Below are 21,501 nucleotides of genomic sequence, written 5' to 3' on the forward strand. Positions count from 1 at the left end.
GGTCGAAGTCGGCCGGTCACCCGGCCGGTGGCCGGTCGGCCAGGTCGAACGTGCGCCGGCCGGCGAACCGGTCGGTCAGCTCGCGGTACAGCGCCGGGCGGTACGCGGCGGCGGGCCCCGGTGCCGCGCCGGCCGGCAGCCCCGCCGCGCCGGCCAGCCGGTGCAATGCGGCGACCGCCCACGCCGGATCGCCGAGGAAGCCGTCCCGGGGCCGGTGCGCCCAGACGTTCAGGCAGGCGGACGCGGCCAGCACGGTGGCGTACCGGGCGGCCAGGGCCAGCGCCTCCGGGCGGGCGTGCGGTCCCAGATCCGGTGGGCGCAGCCGTGCGCCCTGCCGGCCGAGGCCGGCCAGCTCCGCGCAGAACGCCGTGGCGAGGCGGTGCAGCTCCGGATCGGCACCGGCCGCGGCCCGGCGGCCGTGATGCAGGGCACCGGCCAGGGCGTCGACGCGGCCGGCGCGCGTGGTGAGCCGGTCGAAGGACAGCTCCGGCACCGCGGCCCCGTCCCGGTACACCTGGCCGGCGACCGGCGGCGGGGTCCCGGCCGGCGTCCGGTCCGCCAGTCCCGGCAGGTACCGCAGCACGGTCCGCAGACAGGTGGTGGGCGCGGCGTAGCCGGACACGGCGAGGGCCGCGTCCCGGCGCACCTTCTGGAAGATGCCGTACTCGCCGTCCCGGAGGTAGGAGTGGGCGCCGAGGACGCGGGACAGCCGGTCCATGGCCGCGGTCAGCCGTCGTCCCACGGTGTACAGCGCCGCGGAGGCCGGTGCGCCCGCCTGCTCGGGCAGGACGTGCAGCGCGCGGGCCGTCACGGTGCCGACCGCGTCGAGGATGAGCAGGTCGGCGAACGCGTCCGCGAGCGCGGCACGGACGGCGGGCAGGGCATCCATGCCCTGCCCGTAGAGCCGCCGCCGGGTGGCGAACCGCAGCACCGTGCGCAGCCCGGTGTCGAGCGCACCGGGCAGCGTCCCGGCCAGGCACGCGCGGGTGACCTGGGCCGCCCGCGCGGCCGCGTCGGCGCCCCCGCCGGGCGTGCCGAGCAGCGCCGAGCCGGGCACCGGGCAGTCCCGGAACCGCACTCCGCCCAGGGCCAGCCCGCGCAGGCCGGCGGTGGCCGGCCGGGCCGGGCGCGTCACGCCACCGGGTGGCAGCGTCGCGGTGTCCACCAGCAGATGGGCCAGGCCGGCGCCGTCGGCGTCGGCCGGCCGGCCCACGTCGGCGAGCAGGACGAGCGCGTCGGCCCGGCCGCCGTCCGGCACGGCGTCGGCACGACCGCTCACCCGCAGGTTTCCGGTGCCGTCCGGGTGGGCGGTCACCGTGCCGCGGTACGGATCGTCGCCGTGCGCCAGGTCCGGGCAGACCGTGGCGACCGTGCCGCCGGCCAGTACCAGTGCGGCCACCCGCCGGCGCTGGTCCGCGGTCCCGGACGTCCACACGGTGGCGGCGGCCAGGAACGAGCCCAGCCCGTGCCCCAGTGCCAGCGTCGGATCGCGGCGGCACACCGTCCGGGCGGCCGCGACCAGCTCGTCGAGCCGCGCCAGCCGGCCACCGAGCGCGGCCGGGACGAACTCGGCGGTGAACCCCGCCCGGTGCAGCAGGCGCCGGCCCTCGGCGCACAGCTCGGCACGTTCGTCGGCGGCCAGGACGGCGGTGTACGGCAACGGCCCGCCGGCCTCCCAGAGGTCGCTCAGCAGCCGCTCCAGCTCCGCCACCCGGGCGGTCCCTCCCGGTGTCATCGCTCGCCTCCGGCCGTATCCGCGTCGGCGTCGGCGTCGGCGTCGGCGTCGGCGAGCAGGGTCGGCGGGCCGTGTCCGGCCAGCACCGTGGACAGCTCGTCGAAGACCGTGGCGGTGGCGGCGGGGACCGGGCACCCGAGCCGGGACAGCGTGAGCGTCAGCACCGCGCGCAGCCACCGCGCGTCGTCCCACCAGCCGCCCGCGCTCTCCGGGCCTTCCCGTCGCGCGGTGTGGTTGGCCAGCCACAGGTGCACGGCCGCCGCCGCGGCGAAGCACCACTCGTACCGCTCGACCAGGTCGAACGCCTCCGCCGAGACCCCCCGCACGGTGGACGGAGCGCGCGCCAGGTCGTGGTGCAGCCGGTCGGCGGCGGCGACCAGGGCGGTGCCCAGGTCGCGGGCGGGCCCGTCCAGCTCGGCGACCGCGGCCGGCAGCGACTGCACCGCGGAACAGCCGGTCCGCGAGGTCAGGGGCAGCGCGCCGATCGGCCCGAGGCCGGCGCGCAGGTCCGCGGCCCGCCGGACCGCGGCGTGCGATCCGGCGGCGGACCGCCACCCGTGCGCCAGCACCGGAAAGTGGTGCGCCACGGCGGCCCGGTTGACCACGGTGCTGCCGTCGAAGATGCCGACGATGCGGTGGTCCCGCTCCAGCTTGGCGAAGGCGCCGGCCGGCACCCGGCCGGTCGGCAACGGTCCGGGACCGAGCAGGTCGGCGCAGCCGGCGATCAGCTCGTCCACCGCCATGGGTACGAACGCCTTCGCCAGCGCGGAGACCACCGGGAGCTCGTCCGGGGTGGTGTGGGTCAGCCGGCCGGCGAACACGCCGACCGCCTCGGCGGCGAACGCCCGGGCGCACTGCTCGCCCAGCGCCCGCCGTACGTGCGGGACCTCGGCCAGCGGGCGGCCGCGCCACCGGTGCCGCAGCACCACGTCCCGGGTCAGCCGCAGGGCGTGGTCCGCGGCGCCCAGCGACAGGCCGGTGACCGCCACCCTGGTCAGCTGCAGCGCCCGCAGGACCGTTTCCAGGCCGCTGCCGGCCGGCCCGACGAGCGTCTCCGGCCCGGCCGGCGCGCCGAGCAGTTCGAGACCGCTGATGTCCGCGCCGCGGATGCCGACGGTACGGGCGCGGGGCAGGCAGCGGACCGTACCGTCCGGCAGCCGGCCCTTGTCGATCAGCAGCAGGCTGAGTCCCCGGGGGTCGCGGTCCGCGCCGGTGCGGGCGAGCAGGCAGACCAGGTCGGCCCGGGTGGCGCTGTTGACCGGGAACTTGCACCCGGTCAGCCGGAAGCCGGTGGGCGCCGGATCGGCCCGGGTGGCCGTCGCCAGCAGGTCGCTGCCGTGGTCCGGTTCGGTCAGTCCCCACGCGACGGGCGCGCCGGCCAGGACCCGGCGGGCGAGCCGGCGCTGCTGTGCCGGATCACCGGCCAGCCACACGCTGACCGCACCCAGGAACGTCTTGGCGTGCCCGATCGCGACCGTCAGGTCCCGCCGGGCGAGCATCCGGATCAGGTGGATCAGTTCGTCGTGGCCGCGCCAGGCGCCGCCGAGCCGGTCCGGTACGTAGAACGCCGGCACCCCGAGCGCGTCCAGCCGGCGGCAGATGTCGGCCGGGAAGGTCTCCGCGTCGTCCAGCGCCACGCAGGCGGCCGGGGAGAACACGGCGCCGTCCCCGGTGGTGGCGGCGGCGATGCCGGCGGCGAGGCGGCGCAGTCCGGGGTAGACCGGCACGTCGCGGGTCGAGGAGCGTGCGGTCATGCGGCGGCGTCCCCGGGCGGCCGGGCCGGTGCGGGGTCGAGGTACCGGGCGCCGGCGGCGGCGCGGGCCAGCGGCACGGTCAGGCGGATCGCCGCGGGCGCCAGCGCGCCGTCGAGGAAGAGCCCGCGTGTGTCGGCCCGGCGGACCTTGCCGCTGGTCGTCCGGGGCACCGTGCGCGGTGGTACCAGCACCACGCTGACCGCCACCCCGAACGCCCGGGACAGGTGCAGCTGCAGCCGGCCGGCGACGGCTTCCGGGTCCGCCCGCTCGGCGCCGGCCCGCCACTCGTGCACCAGCACCGCCTCCTCCTGCGGCGCCGGCACGGTGAACGCGGCGCCGACCAGCCCGGTCAGCCCCGGGTGGCAGGTGCGGGCCTCCGCCTCGATGTCCTGCGGGTACAGGTTCCGGGCGGACACCACGAGGACCTCCTTGATCCGCCCGGTGAGGTACAACTCGTCGCCGTGGAACGTGCCCAGGTCCCCGGTCCGCAGGAAACCGGGCTCCCCGTCCGCGGTGACCGCCGCGAACGTCTCGCGGGTGGCCTCGGGTTGCGCCCAGTACCCCTCGGCGACGGTGTGGCCCCGTACCCAGATCTCGCCGACCGCGCCCGCCGGCCGGACCGCCCTGGTGTGCGGGTCGACGATGCGGACGTCCAGCCCGGACACCGGGCCGTTGCCGACCAGCTGCCGGGTGGGCGCCGGCCCGCCGGCCGCGGCACCCGGGGGTACCGCGGCGGTGGGCCGCAGCGTGTGGTGGGCGACGGCACCGGGGTCCACCGGGGTGATCGCCGGTGGCCGGTCGGCGCGGCTCAGGCTCACCGCGAGCGTGGCCTCGGCGAGGCCGTAGCCGGGGCAGACGGTCTCCGGCCGGAGTCCGGCGGGCGCGAACCGGTCGATGAACGCGGTGACGGTCCGCGCCTGCACCGGTTCCGAGCCGTTGATCGCCACCACCCACCGGGACAGATCGAGGTCGCGGAGTTCCTCGTCGGACACCCGGGCGGTGCACATCTCGTACGCGAAGTTCGGCGCGGCGGACATGTGCAGGCCGTAGTGCTGCACCAGGCGCAGCCAGGCCACCGGGCGGCGCAGGAACACCGCCGGTGGCATCAGCACGCTGGTGCCGCCGCAGAACAACGGGGTGATCACGTGCCCGATGAGGCCCATGTCGTGGAACAGCGGCAGCCACCCGCCGATCGGGACCGCGCCGGTGACGCCGAGCATCGACCGGAACATGCGGCAGTGCCGCGCCAGGTTCCGCTGGCTGATCATGCTGCCCCGGGGTACGCCGGTCGAGCCGGACGTGTACTGCAGGAACGACAGCGCCTCGGGCCGGGACCGGATCGTGATCCGGTCCGCGGGTGCGGCGCCGTGGTCCGCCGGCGGCGTGATCGCCGGAAGGTCGATGCCGGCCGCGTCGGTCCACGCCCGGACGGCGTCGGCGGAACGGCCGTCGGTCAGCACCGCCAGGCTGCCGCTGTCCCGGGCGATGCCCAGCAGGCGCTGCCGCCGGTAGGTGTTCCCGTCCGGCCCCGGCGCGGGCACCGCGACCAGGCCGGCGTACTGGCACGCGACGAACGCGATGACGAAATCCGGTCCGGGCGGGCAGCAGAGCAGCAGGCGGGCGCCGGCCGGGTACGCCGCCCGCAGCCGTGCCGCCAGGGCCGACGCCGCGTCGTGCAGCCGGCGGTAACTCAGTCGGACCTCGGCCCCGGCGGCTCCGGGGTCCTCCGTGTAGATCACGGCCGGGTGGTCCGGGCGGGTCCGCACCTGCCGCAGCAGTTGTCCGGTGAACGTACCGGCCGGGCTCAGGCGACTCTCCGGCACGCCAGGTCACCTCCGTCGAGGATCAGCCGCATGCTGGCCGACACCAGCTCCCGGCAGCTCGCCGCGGAGATCAGGTGGGTTCCGGCGCGCAGTTCGAGGACCACCTCCCGGGCGGACAGCAGCACGTGGAAGTTCAGGCCGGCGCAAGGCCGGTCCGACACGGTCGCACCGGCCTCCGGGAACGTGCCGGCAAGTCCCTCGTCGCCGGGGACGTCCGCGGTCTCCGCCCGGAGGATGTTCACGCTGGGCGCGGTGATCGGGTATCCGCGCGGGCCGGTGAACACGCCGGCCAGCGCCCGGGTGAGTTCCCGGCCGTCGCAGTACGCGTGCGCCTGTGCCCGCAGCAGCCCCGACCAGGCGCCGGCCACCGCGGCCGGGAGGGACCGCGCGGACGGCACGTCGATCGGACACAGCCCGCTCTGGGCGAGCGAGCACACCGAGCGGCGGACGCCGGGCAGGTGCCGGTTCGGCGACAGCAGCGTCAACGGCACCCGGTCGATGCGCAGGAACCGGGCCAGGGCGACGGCGATCGCGCCGACCACGCCGGCGGTTTCCAGGCGACCGGCGGACGGCGTGCCGCACCGGGTGCGGACCCGGTGCGTCGAGCCGGGCCCGGCGTCGCGGGGCGTCCCGTCGACGCCGGCCGCCAGCCGCCGGATCATCTGGTCGAGGTCGCCGGCGTGCCGCCGCCAGTAGCGGACCGCCTTCGCGGTGGTGGCCGCGCCGGCCGGCGAGGACTCGTAGGCGGCGAGGTCCAGCGCCTGGCGGGGAGCCGCCTCCGGCCGACCGGCGGGACCGCCGGACAGTGCGCCGCGCAGTTCGTCGCGGAGCACGGCGACGCCGTGCAGATCGGCCGCGATGTGGTGCACCGACAGGCCCAGGGACCGCCGGCGCCCGGTGCGCAGCAGGGCCGCGCGGAGGGGCCAGCCGGAGCCGAGGTCGTACGGCCCGGCGAGCCACCGCTCGCCCGCCGCCGCGTCGGTGAACTCCCGGAACGCCAACCGGCCGGGTTCCGCCGGCCAGACCCGCTGCCGCGGCTCGCCGGAGCCGTCGGCGGCGAACGTGCTGCGCAGCACGGCATGGCGGGCCACCGAGCGCAGGACCGAGCGCCGGAGGTCGTCCGGCTCGGCGTCGTCGGGTACCGGGATCAGGCGGCGCAGCAGCAACGTCGGGGCTCGCCGGCCGGCCGGGAGCTGCTGCTGCTCCCACGCCCACTGCTGTCCCCAGCACAGCGCGCCGCTCCTCACCGGCCGGGTCCTTCGACCGCCGCCCGCGTTGCGGGGTCCCGCCACCGGATCGCCTTGCCGAGCGCGTTCCGGCGGATCGCGCCGGTCGGCTCGACGCGCACGCGGGCGGCCGCGGACCCGAACCGGTCGGCCAACCGCCGGTGCATCAGCCGCGGGACCGCGTCGCCGGGCCGGCCGGGCACCACGGACGCCACCAGCACCGGCGGTTCCCCGGCGCGCCCGGTCACCGCCACGTCCGCGACCTCCGGCATCGCGGCGAGGACCGCCTCGACCCGCTGCGCGGTCAGCCAGCCGCCGGGCACCGGGAGCAGATCGCCGGCCCGGCCGCCCAGCCACAGCCGGCCGGCCTCGTCGATCAGCCCGGCGTCGTCGGTGCGCACCCAGCCGTCCGCGAACACGCCGGGCCGCCGGTCCTGCGGGCAGTACCGCAGCGTGCCGGCCAGTCCCGGGCGCAGCCAGATCCGGCCCACCCGGCCCGGGCCGAGACGGGCACCGGCCGGACCGGTGACCCGGACCTCGGTGCCGAAGATGGGGACGCCCACATCGGAGAACGGGTCGCCGCCCGGCCCGCCGGGCGGAGGGTCGCCGTCCGGGCCGGCCGGGTAGGTACGCCAGGTCTGCCCGCGTCCGGCCTCGGCGACGCCGTACACGTTGGTCACCGCGGCGTTGCGGAACGCGGTACGCAGCCCGCGCAGCACCTCCGGCCCGGTGAAGTCGAACGCCAGGTAGACGCTCAGCACCCCGTCCGCGACCGGCGCGGGCGGTCCGGCCGGCCGGGGACCGGTGAACACGCGCCCGGCCGCGGCGGTGAGGAGCACGTCGACCGGCCGGTGCCGGGTCAGGTCCCGCACCAGCGTCCCGGGACGGCCGGTGGGACTGCGCATGCCCGGGTAGCGCAGCAGGGTCCGCAGCACCCGGCCGAGCGCGGCGTCGGTGTGCAGCGGGAAGTCGTTCAGGTGCGGGCGCCGCTGCGGCGTCCCGGTCCAGCCGGTCAGCCAGGTGAGCAGGTCGGCATGGGTCCACCGCACCGCGGCGGGCGGGCCGGTGGTGCCGGCGGTGAACACGACGGCGCCTCCGGCCGGGGCGCGCTCCGGCAGCACCGGCCGGCCGCGATCCGCCGGCACGTCGTCCGGCGTCAGGACCACGGCGCCGTACCGGGTGGCGACCCGGGAGACGTCGTCCGGTCCGGCGGCGTCGTCCAGCGCCAGCAGGAAGCAGCCGGAGCGGACCGCGCCGAACAGCGCGGCGGCGAACCAGGCGTCGGACCGCTCGCCGAGCCGCACGACGACCGTGGCACCCGGCGGAACCCGTCCGCGGAGCGCCGCGGCCACCCGATCGGCCCGGCGGTCCCACTCCCGGTACGTCAGGGTAGAACCGTCCGGGGCGACCAGCGCGATCTCGTCCCCGGCGGCGCGGGCGCAGGTCCGCAGCGCGTCGCTGAGCGAGTCCGGCCGGGTGGCCGGTGCCCGGTGCGCGGGCGCCGGCCGCGTGGTCCGCGTGCTCACCGCCGGGTCTCCGCCGGAAGGTGTCTGCTCTGCGCCGCGGGCGGCCACGCGGCGCCGCCGATCTCCACCAATTCGACCGACCCCGTCCGCTCGCGAATATGGTCCGAATCGGCGCCCGTTAGCGCTTGCAAGCACTATCGACCTGGCCCGGACGGCCGGGCAAGAACGTCGGTGGAAACCGGAACCGGTGACTTGACACCCGCGCCGGCGGTCACTTCCCGGCGGCTCGGGCATCACCTTGACGAGTCATCGACGGTCGTGTTTCCCTCGTCCGGGTGAAGATCGTAACCATTGCGAGCGATCCGGAAAATCCGTTTCTCACCCGGCTTCTGGCACCCTCGTGCGCCTCACTGGGACTCGATCTGGTGGTGCTGCACCCGGCCGGTGCGCAATTCGAATTCTCCGACAAGCGCAGGGTTCTGGCGGAGTATCTCACCACCGTGGACGGTGCCGAGATCGTCGTTTTCACGGACGCCTACGACACCCTTTTCCTGCGCGGCCAGAACTTTATCGAAACAGCGTACGCGCGCTTCGGCAAGCGCATCGTGTTCAGCGGCGAGCCGAACAGCTGGCCGTTGGGCGCGATCGGCATGGCCTTGCATCCGCATCCTCCGGCCGGGCGTTTCCCGTACCTCAACAGCGGCGGATTCATCGGGCCGGCCGGGGATATCGCGCGCCTTCTCCGGCGGTACCAGGATCCACCGGTCCACCGGTTCGAAACGCTGACCCGGCTGCGCGCACACGGTTACGACACCGACCAGTTGTACGGCTGGAGCGATCAGTATTTCTGGACGCTGGTGCGCCTCCTCGAACAGTCGTCCATCGGCGTCGACCAGGACGGCACCCTGTTCCATTTCCTCGGTCCGCGCATTCCCGATGTGGTGCACCGGGAGGTGATGCGGGACGTGCACGATTTCTATGACCGGGGACGGGCCGCCGCGTCGTACCGGCGGGAACGCGAACGTCTCCCCCAGTTGCTGACCGAGCCGAGCGGCGCGGCCCAGCTGCATTTCGCCGGGTCGGTCACGAAGGCGGTGGCCCTGGACCTGCTCGACGAGGGCTCGCTGCCCGGCTGGCTCACCGACCACTGCCGGGCGCCGCGGGTGCCGGCCCCGAGCGTCGAGGCGTAGCCGTGGGAGGGGAACCTTCGCCCGTCACGCCACCGGAGCGCGGCGCCGACACCCGGGAGCCGCACGAGATCTATGACGCCGGCTTCTTCGACGACGTGGGGGCGCACTTCGACAATTCCGCCCGGACCGTCGTACCGCTGGTGACGGAGATGATGTCCACCCGCCGGGTGGTCGACATCGGCTCCGGGGAAGGCACCTGGGCGGCGCAGTTCCTGGCGCACGGGTGTGCGGTGCTCTGCGTCGACGGCGGCTATGTCCGGCCCCGGCTGCGGGTCCCCGAGACGTGCTTCGTCGCGCACGACCTGCGCGAGCCCCTGCCGCCCGAGGTCGTCGGATGGCAGGCCGACCTGACGGTGTGCCTGGAGGTCGCGGAACATCTTCCGCCGTGGCGCGGGCCGTCGTTCGTGGCGGATCTCTGCCGCTGCGCCGACCGGCTGCTGTTCTCCGCGGCGGTGCCCGGTCAGGGCGGGCCGGGACACGTCAACGAGCGGCCGGTGGAGTACTGGATCGAACTGCTCGAGGACCAGGGGTTCGCGGTCAGCCTGAAGCTGCGGCGGGTGCTGCGCGGGCGCGCCGGAGTCGCCTGGTGGTACGCGCAGAACATCCTCACGGCCGTGCGGATACCGCGGGACCCGGTACCTCCGGCGCCGAACGGGCGGGCGGGCTGATGCGTCTCGGCCATGCCGCCACCGCCGCGGCGGCGCTCGTCGCGGACGGCGCGACGGACGGCATCTGCTACGCCGCGGCCGCCGGTTCCGGGCCGCCGGCGTTCGCGGTCGTGGGGGCGCCGCTCGCGCTGTCCGAACCGGCGGTGGCGGCGAACTCCGGCACCGAACCGTCGGTCGACTGGCTCTGCGCCGGCAAGTCGGTGCTCGCGTACGTCGCGGTGCGGGCCGTGCTGTCCGGCGGTCTCGGCGCCGACGACGACCTGCGCCCGCTGCTGGCCACCGCGGCCGGCTGCCCACCGGTCACGCTGCGCCAGTTGCTCACCTACCGCTCCGGCCTGGTCCGCTCCGCCGGGGCCGGGCATCTGCCGTGCACCACCGACCCGCCGCTGTTCCGCCCGCGGGACTGGAATCCCGAGGTCGACGCGGAGTACACGAACGCGGGCTGGGACCTGCTGCCCGGGCTGGTGCGCCGGCTGACCGGCCTGCCGTTCACGGTGTTCGCGTTCGAGGACGTGCTCGGCGCCATGGGGGTCCGTGGGCTGTGGCTGCGGCCCGGCCTCAACCCCCGCTACGCCGACCCGGCCGTCTGGCGCAATCCCGGGATCCGCCGCGTCATGTCCGCCAGCGACTTCGCGACCGCGCTGGCCGGTCCGCCCACGCAGCTCGCCCACTTCTACCGCACGGTGCTCGCGGACCGCGCCGGCGACGGCCCCGGACAGCTCGCGGCGCAGCTGCTCACCAGCGTGAACCCCGGGCCGGACTTCTTCCGCCGCGGCATCAGTGCCACGCTGCGCTGGTCGATGGGATACCCGGCGCGCCTGCACGACCAGGGGTTCGAGCGGTTCGCGCCGGACGGCTCCTTCGGTGCGCAGGGCTCGGTGCTGACGCTCACCACGGACGGCCTGCGGTACGCCTGGACCATGGTGGCCGGCGCGCTGCCCACCGCGGGCGGCGCCTTCGCCGTCACGATGAACGGGTTCCGGCCGGTACCGGACGAGCGGTACCGCACCATGGCCGAGGCGCTCGTCCGGGACCTCGCCGGACAGGTCGGCACCGCCGGGCCAGTCCCGGGAAACCGGGACACGACCGGCGTCCTGCCGTCCCCATAGTTTGGGGGTCATGACCGCGACGGAGATCGAGGGCCGGCTGGCGACCGTGGAGCAGGTGCTGGCGGACCCGCCGAACGTCCACTTCGCCGATCCGGTCTACGGCCTGGTGCCGCCCGGCGGGGTGTGGCGCACCCGCCGGTCCTGCTACGAGTTCCTGGCCGCGCAGTGCGGCGCCGGGTCCCGCACCCTGGAGACCGGGCTGGGCATCTCCACCGCGCTGTTCACCATGTGGGGCTGCGTACACACCTGCGTGGTGCCGTGGCGCATCGAGGCCGACCGGCTCCGCGGGTACCTGGCCGAGCGCCAGGTGGACGACGGGCCGTTGCGCGTCGAGGTGGGTTACTCGCACGAGGTCCTGCCCGCGCTCGAGCCGACGCCGCTGGACCTGGTGCTGATCGACGGCGGACACGGCTTCCCGATGGCGATGCTGGACTGGTTCTACGCCGGCGGCCGCCTGGTGACCGGCGGCGTGCTGGTGCTCGACGACCTGCATCTGCCCTCGGTGACCGCGGGCCTGGTCGACTTCCTGGACCGCGACCCGCGCTGGGTGGAACTGCACCGCACCGACAAATGGGCGGCCTGGCGCCGCGAGTCGGCGGGCACCCTGGCCGAGGAGTGGACCGACCAGCCGTTCTTCAGCCCCTACCGGCCGCGCGCCTGACCACCGGCCGGCCGTCGGCGGCCATCGCCTCGATCAGGTCCTCCCGCGCCCGCGCCACCCGGGAACGGACGGTGCCGATCGGGCAGTTGCACACCTCGGCCGCCTCCGCGTATGACAGGCCCAGCACCTGCGTCGCCACGAACGCCTCCCGCCGCTCCGGTGCCAGCGTGTCGATCAGCATGAGCAGGACCGTGCTGTCCTCGTGGCGGACGCCGCGCCCGGCCGTCGCGGTCTCGGCAGCGCCCTGCCAGTCCTCCAGGTGCGCGCTCCTCGGGCGGGCGACCGCGGAGCGCACGTGATCGACCGCGACCCGCCGGGCGATGGTGAACAGCCAGGTCTGCGCCGACGAGCGGGCGGCGAAGCTCGGCAGGCTGCGCCACGCCCGCAGGTACGTCTCCTGGACGAGGTCGTCGACGTCCCGCGTCCCGGCCAGGTGGCGCAGAAACCGGCGCAGCCCGGCGTGCGTGGCGGTGATGAATGCCGTCGCGGCCGCGCGATCGCCTCGGCCGGCGGCCAGCGCCGCCGCCGTGATGTCGGTGTCGTCCACCCGTGGGCCTCTCGTCGCGGTCGTTGTCGGCGGCCAGCTTCCACCCGGTGCGGGACCGGCCTGCCGGGGCAGACAACGACGACGCGACACGATCAGCGAACACTGTCCGACCCTGGGTTGGTCGGCGCGGGTGCCGGCGAAGTTCCGGGAACCTGGGCGGTCTCCGGCACGACCAATCCGTCGGGTACCCGCCACGGGGCGCCCCGGTCGCGTCGGGAGAGGATCGCCAACCAGATGAGAGACCACAGGGTCGCTGCCGCGGTCACGGCGGCACTGGCCGGTCTGGCCGTCACGCTCGTTCCGGCCTCGCCGGCCGCGGCCCACGCCCGGCTGCTCGGCACCGCCCCGGGGGACGGCGCCACGGTCACCGCGGAGGTCACCGAGGTTCGGCTGCGGTTCAGCGAGCCGGTCCGGCAGGATCTCACCACGGTACGGGTCACCGGTCCGGACGGCACCGCCCGCGGCACCGGCGGCCCGGTCGCGGTCGACGCCACCGTCACGCAGGCGGTTGCCGCGTTACCGGCCGGCCTGATCCGGGTGGGGTGGCGCACCGTGTCCCTCGACGGGCACTCCCTGCAGGGCAGTTTCGCCTTCACCCACCGCGCCGCCCTGGCCGACGCACCGACGGCACCGGCACCGTCCGGGGGCGCGGCACCCACCGCCGCCGCACCGGCCGTCTCCGCCTCCGGCCCCGGCACCGCGTCCGCGGGCTGGATCGGCGGCGTCGCGGCCGGGACCGCCGCCCTGCTCGCCGCCACGGCCGGACTGTGGTGGCGCCGCCGCCGGACGGCCGCCGGCTGATCCGCCATGCCGGGGTGGCGCCGCCGCCGGACGACCGCCGGCTGATCCGCCATGCCGGGGTGGCGCCGCCGCCGGACGACCGCCGGCTGATCCGCCATGCCGGGGTGGCGCCGCCGCCGAACGGCCGCCCGGTGATCCACCGCGGCCGGACTGTGGTGGCGGCACCGCCGGCCGATCGCCGGCGCATCCGCCCAGGCCAGGGCCGCCGGGCCGCCGCCCGCGACCGGCGGTCAGCCGAGCACCTGTTCGCCGATCCAGCCACCCGCCGCGCACCCGGGCGGGACGGCGAACACCGCGGACCCGATCGGGGTGATCCATTCGTTGAGCAGGTCCTTGTCGGCCAGCCGCCGCTGGATCGGCAGGAACTGCTGGACGATGTCGCGCTGGAAGGCGGCGAAGATCAGCCCGGTGTCCGGGCGGCCCCGGGGGTCGGGCACGCCGTCGTAGTTGTAGGGCCGGCGCAGGATCTTCAGCGCCGGGTCGGTGACGTGCGCGCGGGTGACGTGCGCGAAGTCCGGCATGACCGGGAGGCCGCTCGCGTCCAGGGCGGCGAAGTCCGGTTCGTCGTGCTCGGCCCGGCCGGTGAACGGTGCGCCGGTGTCCATCCGCCGCCCGACCGAGTTCTCCTTGTCCGCCACGCTGAGCAGGTCCCAGGTCTCGATCTCGGCGCGGATCCGCCGGACCACCACGGTGGACGAGCCGTCCGGACGCCACACCGCGGCGTCGAGGACCGCCCCGCGCGGGTTGGCGGTGCCGTCGAGCTGGCCGAGGATGTTGCGCTGGCTGTGCCCGGCGGCCTGCACCCCGGGCGCCCGGCGGAACCCCTGCTGGACCCAGCGCACCGTGGCGAACGGCCGCGCGTCCTTGATCAGCATCCGCTGGGTGTGCGCCACGGTCAGCGGGTCGTCGGCGCAGATCTGCAACAGCAGGTCGCCGCCGGACCACCGCGGCTGCAACCGGTCGATGCCGAACCGGGGCAGGTCGGCCACCGGCGCGGCCAGGCCGGCGGCGCGGTAGAGGCCGGGCCCGAAGCCGAACGTCACGGTCAACCGGGCCGGAAGCAGCGCCAGCGCCGCGTCCGTGTCACCCAGCGCGGGTACGCCTCCGGTGAGCCGGGCGGCGTCGTCGGTGAGCAGGCGCAGCATCCGGGCCAGCGCGCGCCGGTCGGTGTCCCGGGCGAGGGTGAAGGCGACGAACGCGGCGTGCGCGGGCGGGTCCTCGGCGATGCCGGCCTGCCGCGGGCCGTGGAACGCCACGGTGCCGGTACCCACCCCGGCGGCGGCGTCCCCGGCGACCACCGGGGAGGCACCGTCCCGCCGGGACGCGGCCACGCCGGTCGCCACGGCGCCCGTCACCGCACCCAGGCCGGCCACCGCGCCGCCGGTGAGCAGACGCCGCCGGCTCACCGGTCCCGGCCGGGCGGTCACGGGGTGGCGCCGGCCATCGGGGCCATCGGCGTACCCGAGGGGTGCATCGACATGCCGGGCGCGTAGCTCTCGCCGGCGCCGGCGAACGGCTTGGCGATCGCGGTGAACGGCACGGTGGACCCGTCCCCCAGGGTCAGGGTGAACGCCACCTCGTCGCCGGCCTCGATGGCGGCGCCGGGGTTCATCAACATCAGGTGGTCGCCGCCGGGCGACAGCTCGTGGGTGCTCCCGGCCTTCACCACGAACCCGGCCGGTTTCGGCCGCATCACCATCTTGCCGTCCTGCACCGCCATCTCGTGCAACTCCATCGGCGAGGCCGGTGAGCTGGCCCCCGCCACTGTGACGTCGGCGCCGGTGCCGTTCACCAGCACCCCGAACGCGGCGGTCATCACGCCGGCTCCGGTCGCCTTCACCCACGGGTCCTTGACGGTCAGCGCCGCGGCCGCGGACGCGGGCGGCGCCGGGGCGGGCGCCGCGGCCGTGGCATCGCCGTCGCCACATCCGGCCAACGCGAGCGTGATCCCCAGCGCCGTCGAAGCGAGCGCGCCGCGTCGCGCGCCGGTACGCCATGTTGTCTGCATATGTCCGTGTCCTTCGTTCGGTGTCACGGGGTCTGTCGCACGCGATGTCCGCCGAGTTCCCGCCATGTGATCCGGCCCGCACCGCGATCGCCGGCCGCGACGCGCACGGCGGCGACCGGCGCCGGAGCGCGGCACCGGTCCCGGGAGCCGTTGATCGGACAGTCCCAGGACTGGCGCGTCCCGCCGGACGGCTGGGAGACTGCCAGGATTCCGGCACGGCGTCAGGGGGGCGATGGCGGAGATGCCCGGTACGGCGCGCCGTCGACGCGGCGCGGAGGAGCACGGATCGTTGCCCGACCGGGCCGGCCGCTCTCTCTCCCCGCCGGTGAGTGGGGGGACGCGGTGATCCGTTCCATGGTGCACCGCCGCGTCGTGGTGCCGATGGTGGCGCTCGCCGTGGCCTCGTCGGGCCTCCTGGTCGGGCTGACGGCCGACGATCCGGGCGCGCAGCCCGCCGTGTCACCCTCCACAGTCGTCCCGTCCTCCCCGGGCCGGCCGCCCGGCCCGGGCCCCGCCCCCGGCCCGTCTCCGCTGGTGCCGTCGCCGCCGGTCCCGTCCCCGCCGGTCCCGTCCCCGCCGGTGCCGTCCCCGCCGATGCCGTCCCCGCCGATGCCGTCGCCGCCGGTCCCGGCGCCGTCCGGGTCGGCGTCGCAGGGCGCCGCGCGGGCGGACGCGCCGTCGCCGGTTCGTTCCGCGTCCTCCCCCGCCACCGGCTCGACGCGCGGTTCCGGCTCGGGAACGCGGCCCGGCGCGACCGCCCCGCCGGGCGGGTCCGGCGGGACCGGTCCGGCCACCCGCGCCAGGACGCACGACGCGTCGATGGACGAGCTGCTCGGGCGCGACCAGGCACCGCCCGAGGGCGTCGCCGCGCAGCTCGACTTCTTCGTCGGCGGCGCGCAGGACTGCGTACCGAGCGGGGCCGGCATGACCCAGGAGGTCCGGATCAAGGAGGTCGCGGTCCGCCCGAGCGCGGTGAAGGTCTGCCTGGTCGGCTGGGACCCGCAGCTCCCGGTGCGGGTGGAGATCACGTCGCCGAAGGGGCGGACGCACACCCTGATGGCGACCCTCGACCGGAACGGCGAGGCGCAGCCGTTGTACCCGCTCACCCCCGGCAGCCCGCTGGGGCGCTACATCGTGGACGCCAGCCAGGGCGATGTGCACCGGCTCGCCCGGTTCGCCGCGACGCCGACCGACCGCCCGATCATGACGGTGGCACCGCTGCGCCTCACTCCGGGCACGCCCGTCGACGTGCTGCTCGGCGGCCTGCCCCCGGGCCGGCCCACCATGGTGCACCTGTACTCCTGCAACCCGCGTCCGGCCGAGTACACCCACTCCTACCAGGCGACCCACACCGCCACCACGGACGCCGACGGTCAGGCGCACCTCGTCCTGTACACCAGCCGGAACACCCCGGACAACTGTTACGTCGTGCAGAGCGAGGACGTCCTGCACCCGAGGGCCGGCGACCGGGTGTTCATTCCGTTCGCCATCCACCGGGTGCCCGCCGGCCCGGCGTCCTGAGTCCGGTCCGCGCGGCCGGACGCGGGACCGCGGCTCAGCCCGCCGACGGGTTCCGGGTCAGGGAGCGCGGGATCGGCGATGCCGGCAGCGCCGGAATGCGCGGCGGCCCGGCCCACGAGCCGTAGCCGGGGGCGCGCGCGCCGGGCGGGTTGGCGCCGATCGCGTACCAGAGCAGACCCTGGGGGTACGCCTGCGGCGACGCGGTGAACGTGTCCTCGTGGCCGGGAAGGCCGAACCAGACCCCGCAGTACCAGAGCTTGATGATGTTCCGGGCGAGCGGCCCCAGGCGCGGGTCGCCGAGCACCGACCGGGTGAGCTGCTCGGCGCGGAGCTGCTCGTCGGAGAGTTCGGTCACCTCCCGGCGGTACGCGCTCAGCAGCTCCGCGAGCCCCTGTTCGCCGACCACCCCGGCCACGGTGTCCCGGTAGGACTGCGCCTGACCGGTGCCGAGCAGGTCGAACTCGGTGAAGCCGGTGACCTCCGAGGAGAAGGCGACGAAGTCGTCGAGGCTCATGAGCGCTCCAGCGGGCCGCGTCCGAACACCGGTGACGCGTGCACCCCGGGCCGGCCGGGGAACGGGTTGCGGATCAGCCGGTTCATGTCGTCCCGCAGCCGGAACATCCAGGCGACGGCGTCCAGCAGCTGGTGCGGCTGGCCGTGGTACGCCGCGGTGAGGTAGGCGAGGAAGTCGGCGTACGTCCGGCTGAAGGTCTCCGCGGCCTCGAACGCCGGTGTGCCGGCGGGGTAGTCGGCCAGCTCGGTGTCGATCGCGACCGGATAGACCGCGGAGAAGTCGACGTCCAGTCGTGGCCCGCTGGGGCGGGCGGCGACGTCGCCCTTCTGGTAGTAGCGGGCCAGCTGGATCTGTTCGAACCGGTAGTAGTGCGACAGCTCGCCCTCGCCGTCGTAGATCCCGCCGCCGAGGCCCTCGCCCTGCTCGGCGATCAGGGTCAGCGCCCGCAGCGCGGAGGCGAGGTCGGTCACCGGTACCACCTCGCCGCCGCCGGAGTAGAAGTACTCCTCGGTGACCTGCCAGGCGGGGTCACCGGAGAAGAGTTCCTCGCCCCGCTGCCGGTACTCGTGGTCGAGATGGCGCAGACCGCGATCGATCTCGGCGTAGAACTCCCCGATGCTGTAGAACCGCACGCCGGGGTTGAGCGGGCTGGCCGCCAGCACGGTGCCGGCGCCGAGGTCGTCGGAGTACGGCAGCAGGCGCCTGCCCTCGCTCGGTGCCTTCGCCGGGCGCTCGATGTTCAGGAACGTCGTCACCGCGGCCGGCGAGAACGGCTGCACGCTCACCAGGAAGTCGGTCTCGCCGCTGGGCAGGTGTGCGGGATAGGCCGGGACGAAGTCGTCCGCGGTGAGGTCCACCCGGCGGCCGATGGCGTTCATCACGTTGGCCACGAGCGTCAGGTGCAGCATCTCCTCGACCGCCACCACCCGGATCACGTGCCGGGCGTCGGAGTTGGTGCCGGGGTGCAGGGAGTACAGCGCCGTCAGGTACGGCGGGATCGTGGCGTGTTCCAGGCGCAGGGCGGCGTTGAGGTACGCCTCGAGGTCGGCGACGGTGTCGATCTCCGCCGGCAGCGGACGGTCCAGGAGCTGGGTCTGTGATGTCATGTCGCGCCTATCGTTCAGTGGGTGGCGAGGGCCACCGGCTGGTCCTGGTGCCGGAGCTCGTGCAGCAGGTGCCGGGCCGTGCGCAGGCAGAGCGCCGTGGCGGTCACGGTGGTGTTCGCGGTGCCGATGGTGGGCATGCTGCCGCCGCCGACCAGGTAGAGGTTCTCGTGCTCCCAGCTGCGCTGGTTGTCGTCCACCACCGAGGTTCCGGGGCTGGTGCCCATGATGTGGGTGCCGGCCAGGTGGTTGCCGCCGAGGATCCGGTAGCCCTCCCCCTCGAACTCCACGTACCCGTACTCGGACGGGTCGTAGCTGGTGTGGTCCTGCGCCCCGAGCCGCTCGAACAGCTGCCGGGACAGCCGGCGGGCGAAGGCCGCACCGCGCATGGTGTAGTCGGGCACCCGGAAGGAGATCACCGGGCGCATGTTGCCCAGCCGGTCGCGGTAGCGCGGGTCGACGGTGACCCGGTTCTCCGGTTCGGCCAGGACCTCGATCATGTGGGCGAACAGCAGCTGCCGGCTGACCTGGTCGACCAGCGACCGGCGCAGGTCGAACCCGTAGGTGTTCTGGTCGACGATCCGGACCAGGTCGGACACCGGGGCGCCGGTGGGCCAGCCCCAGCCGTCGTTGTGGATGTCGATGCTGAAGCTGGCCTGGTCCCGCCGGAAGCGGCCGCCGCGCAGGTCCACGATGCCCGAGGTGCAGTTCGTCCCCCGCATCGTGCCGGCGATCTCCGGCAGTAGCGCCCAGGTGAGCAGGTACGCGTGGTCCATCAGGTTGCGGCCGACGAGGTCGCTGCGGCTCTGCAGACCGGACGCGAGCATCAGCCGCGCGTTCTCGATCGCGTTGGTGGCCAGCACGTACGTGCGCCCGCGGGCGAATCCGGTCTGGTACTCGGCGGAGTTCGGATCGTGGTAGTGGCGGTACTCGATCTGCGTCACCCGGCCGGTCTCCGGGTCGGTGTGCACCTGGTAGGCCACGGACTGGGCCAGCAGGTCGACGTTCCGGTCGAGGGCCTTCGCCAGGGTCTTGCCGGCGTGGTACTTCGCCTGCACCGGGCACAGCGGGACGCAGTTGTTGTTGCCCTGGCACCGTTCGCCCTCGTCGACCTGGCTGGTGCTGACCGCGCCCACCGGCACGAATCCGCGTCCCGCGTCGTAGGCGGGGTTCGGGATCCCGTTGCGGCCCTGCGGGAACGGGCGCACCTTGAGCGAGAACTCCTCGCCGTCCAGCTCCACCCGGGTGCCGTCGACGCCCCGGGCGACCATCTGGTCGAGGTAGGACGGCGGTAGCCCGCGCATCGGGAACACGTAGTTCGGCGGGTACGTGAGCCCGAGGTACCGCTGATCCTCGATGTCCGCGGACACCCCGATCTCGCGTTCCGCCTCGCGGTAGAACGGCTCCAGGTCGGCGTACCCGAGTGGCCATTTCGGGCCCTGCCCGCGCTGCTCGGCGAGCTCGAAGTCCTGCGGCAGCATCCGCAGGATCTTCCCTTCCCAGTGCATGGTGGTGCCGCCGAGCACCCGGGTGTAGGTGGTGTCGGTGGAGTGCGGCCCGTTCTGCACCAGGTACCCGTTCGTGTTGGGCCCGCCGGGCCGGATCGGGCGGGCGTCGGTGCTGCGGGGCATCGGAACGGGCTCGATGACCGGGTACGGCGACTGGTTGTCCTTGCTCGCCGCGGCGTAGAAGTCGGTCAGGTAGGCCTCGTAGCCCTTGATGGTCAGGTCTTCGGCCGGGGCGGCTTCGAGCACCAGCACCGAGCGGCCCTCGCGGCTGAGCCGGTCGGCGATGACCGCGCCGGCGATTCCGGCACCGACGATGACGACGTCGTAGACCCGGCCGGCGACGGCCGCCGGGCTGGTGCGGGCGCTGGCCCCTTCGGGAAAGATCACGGCAGCTTCCTTCGGACGTACGGAGAGTCGGTCGGCGGCGGTCAGCCCGGTACGGTCAGCCTGCCCGGTCAGCCCTGCACGGCCAGTCCGGTCTTGGCCCGGACCGCCGACAGGTAGGCGGCGTAGCTCCAGGTCAGGTTGCTCACGCTGCGGCAGTAGCCGGTGGTGCCGTCGAACTGCTCGCTCAGTTCGAGGTTGTCGCTGTGGTAGATGGCGGCCTGCAGCATCCGGTCGCCGGCGTGCTCCAGTGCGTCGGCCGCGTCCTGCGGCGGGGTGTCCGCGGCGACCCCGACCTGAGCGAAGAAGGGCGCCGAGAGCTCCTGGTACGGGACCGATCCGGTGCCGCGCACCGCGCTCGCCAGCCGGTAGTACAGCTCCGCGAAGTTGCAGGTGGTCAGCGCCCAGGGGTGGCCGCCCTCGACCGGGTCCGCCACGTCGCCGTCGTAGGTGTCGGCCGGGTAGCGGCCCAGCATCGGCCCGATGCCGAGGTCCTGGTCGGCCAGGTTCACCGGGTAGACCGTGGGTGCGGCCGGGTCCGACCACTGCCGGCGGAGTTCGGCCGCGGTGGCGAGCAGGCGCGGGTCGCCGATCGGCACGGCACCGTAGATCGCCGCCATGACGATGTCGATGTTCGGGTCGTAGCCCGGGCCGGCCGGGTCGGTGGGGGGCTCGGCGTCGCCGATGAGGGTGAGGTAGCGGGTGCCGTCCCAGTGTCCGGCCAGCGCGTCCTGCAGCCAGCCGGCCGCCTCCTGGCAACCCGGGGGCACGGTGACCCCGATGGTGTTGGCCGCGATCTCGCGGAAGCAGCGCAGCTGCACGGCCCGGGCGAAGAACGAGTAGCCGGAGTGCTCTTCCCACAGGCTGGTCGTCGGCTGCTGGTAGGCGCCGACGAGGAAGTCCAGGTTGCGGTCGATCACCTGACGGGCGAGGTCCTGGGTGGGCCCGTCCAGCTGGGCGAAGGCCTGCAGGATCGCCACGGTCTGCAGGGCCGGTCCGTCGTTCTGCTCGGTCCATGGGCGCGAGTTGCCCTCGATGGTGAAGCAGGCGTGGGCGAGGGTCGGCATGGCGTTGCCCTGGCAGATCGCGGCGAACCGGACGTAGTCCTCCAGCGGCCCGACGCCGCCACCCGGTCTGGCCGGCATGTTCGTCGCGGCCAGTTCCATCGCCGTGATGGCCGCGTCGCGGGTCCAGTTGAACACGTAGTCCTGGTCGACCCCCGGGGAGTTCGCCGGGTACGACGGGGCGGCGATGACGCATCCGGGTGTGGCGAACCGGCCCGGCTGCACCGGGTCCTCGAACAGGAAGCCGTCCGCGGCCACGTTGCGCATCATCAGGATGAGCATGTGCTGCGCGATCACCTGGAAGTCGGTGCGCTGCACCACGGCCCTGGCGTTTCCGGCCCGGGGCCCGGCCAGTTCGGGTGCGGTCCGGGCCCGGGCATGCGTGCCGGCCGCCAGAGTTGTTGCCGTCATGTCCGGCT

Annotated in this window: 18 protein-coding genes; 6 read left to right on the top strand and 12 right to left on the bottom strand. The window is 75.0% G+C overall.

Annotated features, from left to right (window positions below; all coding sequences use genetic code 11):
- Positions 1-16: 16 nt before the first annotated feature.
- Genes LDL48_RS00505 through LDL48_RS00525 form a run of 5 tightly spaced genes read right to left on the bottom strand, consistent with a single transcriptional unit; the run spans position 17 to position 8,064 of the window.
- Entirely contained in the window at positions 17-1,735 is a 1,719-nt protein-coding gene (locus tag LDL48_RS00505; protein WP_225252919.1) for an acyl-CoA dehydrogenase family protein, read from the bottom strand.
- Complete coding sequence (locus tag LDL48_RS00510) at positions 1,732-3,489, bottom strand: acyl-CoA dehydrogenase family protein (RefSeq protein WP_225252920.1); 1,758 nt, start codon at positions 3,487-3,489, stop codon at positions 1,732-1,734. The genes LDL48_RS00505 and LDL48_RS00510 overlap by 4 nt, the downstream gene beginning before the upstream one ends.
- Positions 3,486-5,312, bottom strand: a complete 1,827-nt coding sequence (locus LDL48_RS00515) for a fatty acyl-AMP ligase (protein ID WP_225252921.1) — start codon at positions 5,310-5,312, stop codon at positions 3,486-3,488. The genes LDL48_RS00510 and LDL48_RS00515 overlap by 4 nt, the downstream gene beginning before the upstream one ends.
- Positions 5,294-6,559, bottom strand: coding sequence for a condensation domain-containing protein (locus LDL48_RS00520; RefSeq protein ID WP_225252922.1), 1,266 nt, complete (start codon positions 6,557-6,559; stop codon positions 5,294-5,296). Before LDL48_RS00520 ends, LDL48_RS00515 begins: the two co-directional genes overlap by 19 nt.
- Entirely contained in the window at positions 6,556-8,064 is a 1,509-nt protein-coding gene (locus LDL48_RS00525; protein ID WP_225252923.1) for a class I adenylate-forming enzyme family protein, read from the bottom strand. Before LDL48_RS00525 ends, LDL48_RS00520 begins: the two co-directional genes overlap by 4 nt.
- Positions 8,065-8,339: 275 nt before the next feature.
- Between LDL48_RS00525 and LDL48_RS00530 the strand changes: the two genes are divergently transcribed.
- From LDL48_RS00530 to LDL48_RS00545, 4 genes are read left to right on the top strand one after another with little or no spacing between them, the layout of a single operon-like run.
- Complete coding sequence (locus tag LDL48_RS00530) at positions 8,340-9,194, top strand: glycosyltransferase domain-containing protein (protein WP_225252924.1); 855 nt, start codon at positions 8,340-8,342, stop codon at positions 9,192-9,194.
- 2 nt (positions 9,195-9,196) lie between these two features.
- Positions 9,197-9,862, top strand: coding sequence for a class I SAM-dependent methyltransferase (locus tag LDL48_RS00535; protein WP_225252925.1), 666 nt, complete (start codon positions 9,197-9,199; stop codon positions 9,860-9,862).
- A complete protein-coding gene (locus LDL48_RS00540) occupies positions 9,862-10,971 on the top strand; it encodes a serine hydrolase domain-containing protein (protein ID WP_225252926.1) in 1,110 nt (369 codons plus the stop codon). The genes LDL48_RS00535 and LDL48_RS00540 overlap by 1 nt, the downstream gene beginning before the upstream one ends.
- Positions 10,972-10,981: 10 nt before the next feature.
- Entirely contained in the window at positions 10,982-11,632 is a 651-nt protein-coding gene (locus tag LDL48_RS00545) for a class I SAM-dependent methyltransferase (protein ID WP_225252927.1), read from the top strand.
- Here the strand turns inward: LDL48_RS00545 and LDL48_RS00550 are convergent.
- Positions 11,607-12,179: a sigma-70 family RNA polymerase sigma factor gene (locus LDL48_RS00550; RefSeq protein WP_225252928.1), complete on the bottom strand. Its 573-nt coding sequence runs from the start codon at positions 12,177-12,179 to the stop codon at positions 11,607-11,609. The genes LDL48_RS00545 and LDL48_RS00550 overlap by 26 nt on opposite strands.
- Positions 12,180-12,413: 234 nt before the next feature.
- Here LDL48_RS00550 and LDL48_RS00555 point away from each other — a divergent pair, with 234 nt between their 5' ends.
- Complete coding sequence (locus LDL48_RS00555) at positions 12,414-12,980, top strand: copper resistance CopC family protein (protein WP_225252929.1); 567 nt, start codon at positions 12,414-12,416, stop codon at positions 12,978-12,980.
- Between the two features lie 230 nt (positions 12,981-13,210).
- On the opposite strand, the gene LDL48_RS00560 is transcribed toward LDL48_RS00555, so the two are convergent.
- Both LDL48_RS00560 and LDL48_RS00565 read right to left on the bottom strand, forming a co-directional pair.
- Complete coding sequence (locus tag LDL48_RS00560) at positions 13,211-14,386, bottom strand: Dyp-type peroxidase (RefSeq protein WP_225252930.1); 1,176 nt, start codon at positions 14,384-14,386, stop codon at positions 13,211-13,213.
- A gap of 17 nt (positions 14,387-14,403) precedes the next feature.
- Positions 14,404-14,988, bottom strand: a complete 585-nt coding sequence (locus tag LDL48_RS00565; protein ID WP_225252931.1) for a copper chaperone PCu(A)C — start codon at positions 14,986-14,988, stop codon at positions 14,404-14,406.
- A gap of 342 nt (positions 14,989-15,330) precedes the next feature.
- On the opposite strand from LDL48_RS00565, the gene LDL48_RS00570 reads away from it, so the two are divergent.
- Positions 15,331-16,509 (top strand): hypothetical protein, encoded by a 1,179-nt coding sequence (locus LDL48_RS00570; protein WP_225252932.1) that lies wholly within the window; start codon positions 15,331-15,333, stop codon positions 16,507-16,509.
- Positions 16,510-16,543: 34 nt separating this feature from the next.
- Here the strand turns inward: LDL48_RS00570 and LDL48_RS00575 are convergent, their stop codons facing one another.
- From LDL48_RS00575 to LDL48_RS00590, 4 genes are all read right to left on the bottom strand, one after another.
- Complete coding sequence (locus tag LDL48_RS00575; RefSeq protein ID WP_225252933.1) at positions 16,544-17,023, bottom strand: hypothetical protein; 480 nt, start codon at positions 17,021-17,023, stop codon at positions 16,544-16,546.
- Positions 17,020-18,129: a ferritin-like domain-containing protein gene (locus LDL48_RS00580; protein ID WP_225252934.1), complete on the bottom strand. Its 1,110-nt coding sequence runs from the start codon at positions 18,127-18,129 to the stop codon at positions 17,020-17,022. Before LDL48_RS00580 ends, LDL48_RS00575 begins: the two co-directional genes overlap by 4 nt.
- Before the next feature lie 14 nt (positions 18,130-18,143).
- Complete coding sequence (locus LDL48_RS00585) at positions 18,144-20,021, bottom strand: GMC oxidoreductase (protein ID WP_225252935.1); 1,878 nt, start codon at positions 20,019-20,021, stop codon at positions 18,144-18,146.
- Between the two features lie 68 nt (positions 20,022-20,089).
- The gene (locus LDL48_RS00590; RefSeq protein WP_225252936.1) at positions 20,090-21,493 is read right to left on the bottom strand and encodes a glycoside hydrolase family 15 protein; all 1,404 of its coding nucleotides are present in this window, start codon (positions 21,491-21,493) and stop codon (positions 20,090-20,092) included.
- Between the last annotated feature and the right edge of the window lie 8 nt (positions 21,494-21,501).

It is taken from the genome of Jidongwangia harbinensis (genome assembly GCF_020216025.1).
Classification (GTDB): Bacteria; Actinomycetota; Actinomycetes; order Mycobacteriales; family Micromonosporaceae; genus Actinoplanes; species Actinoplanes harbinensis.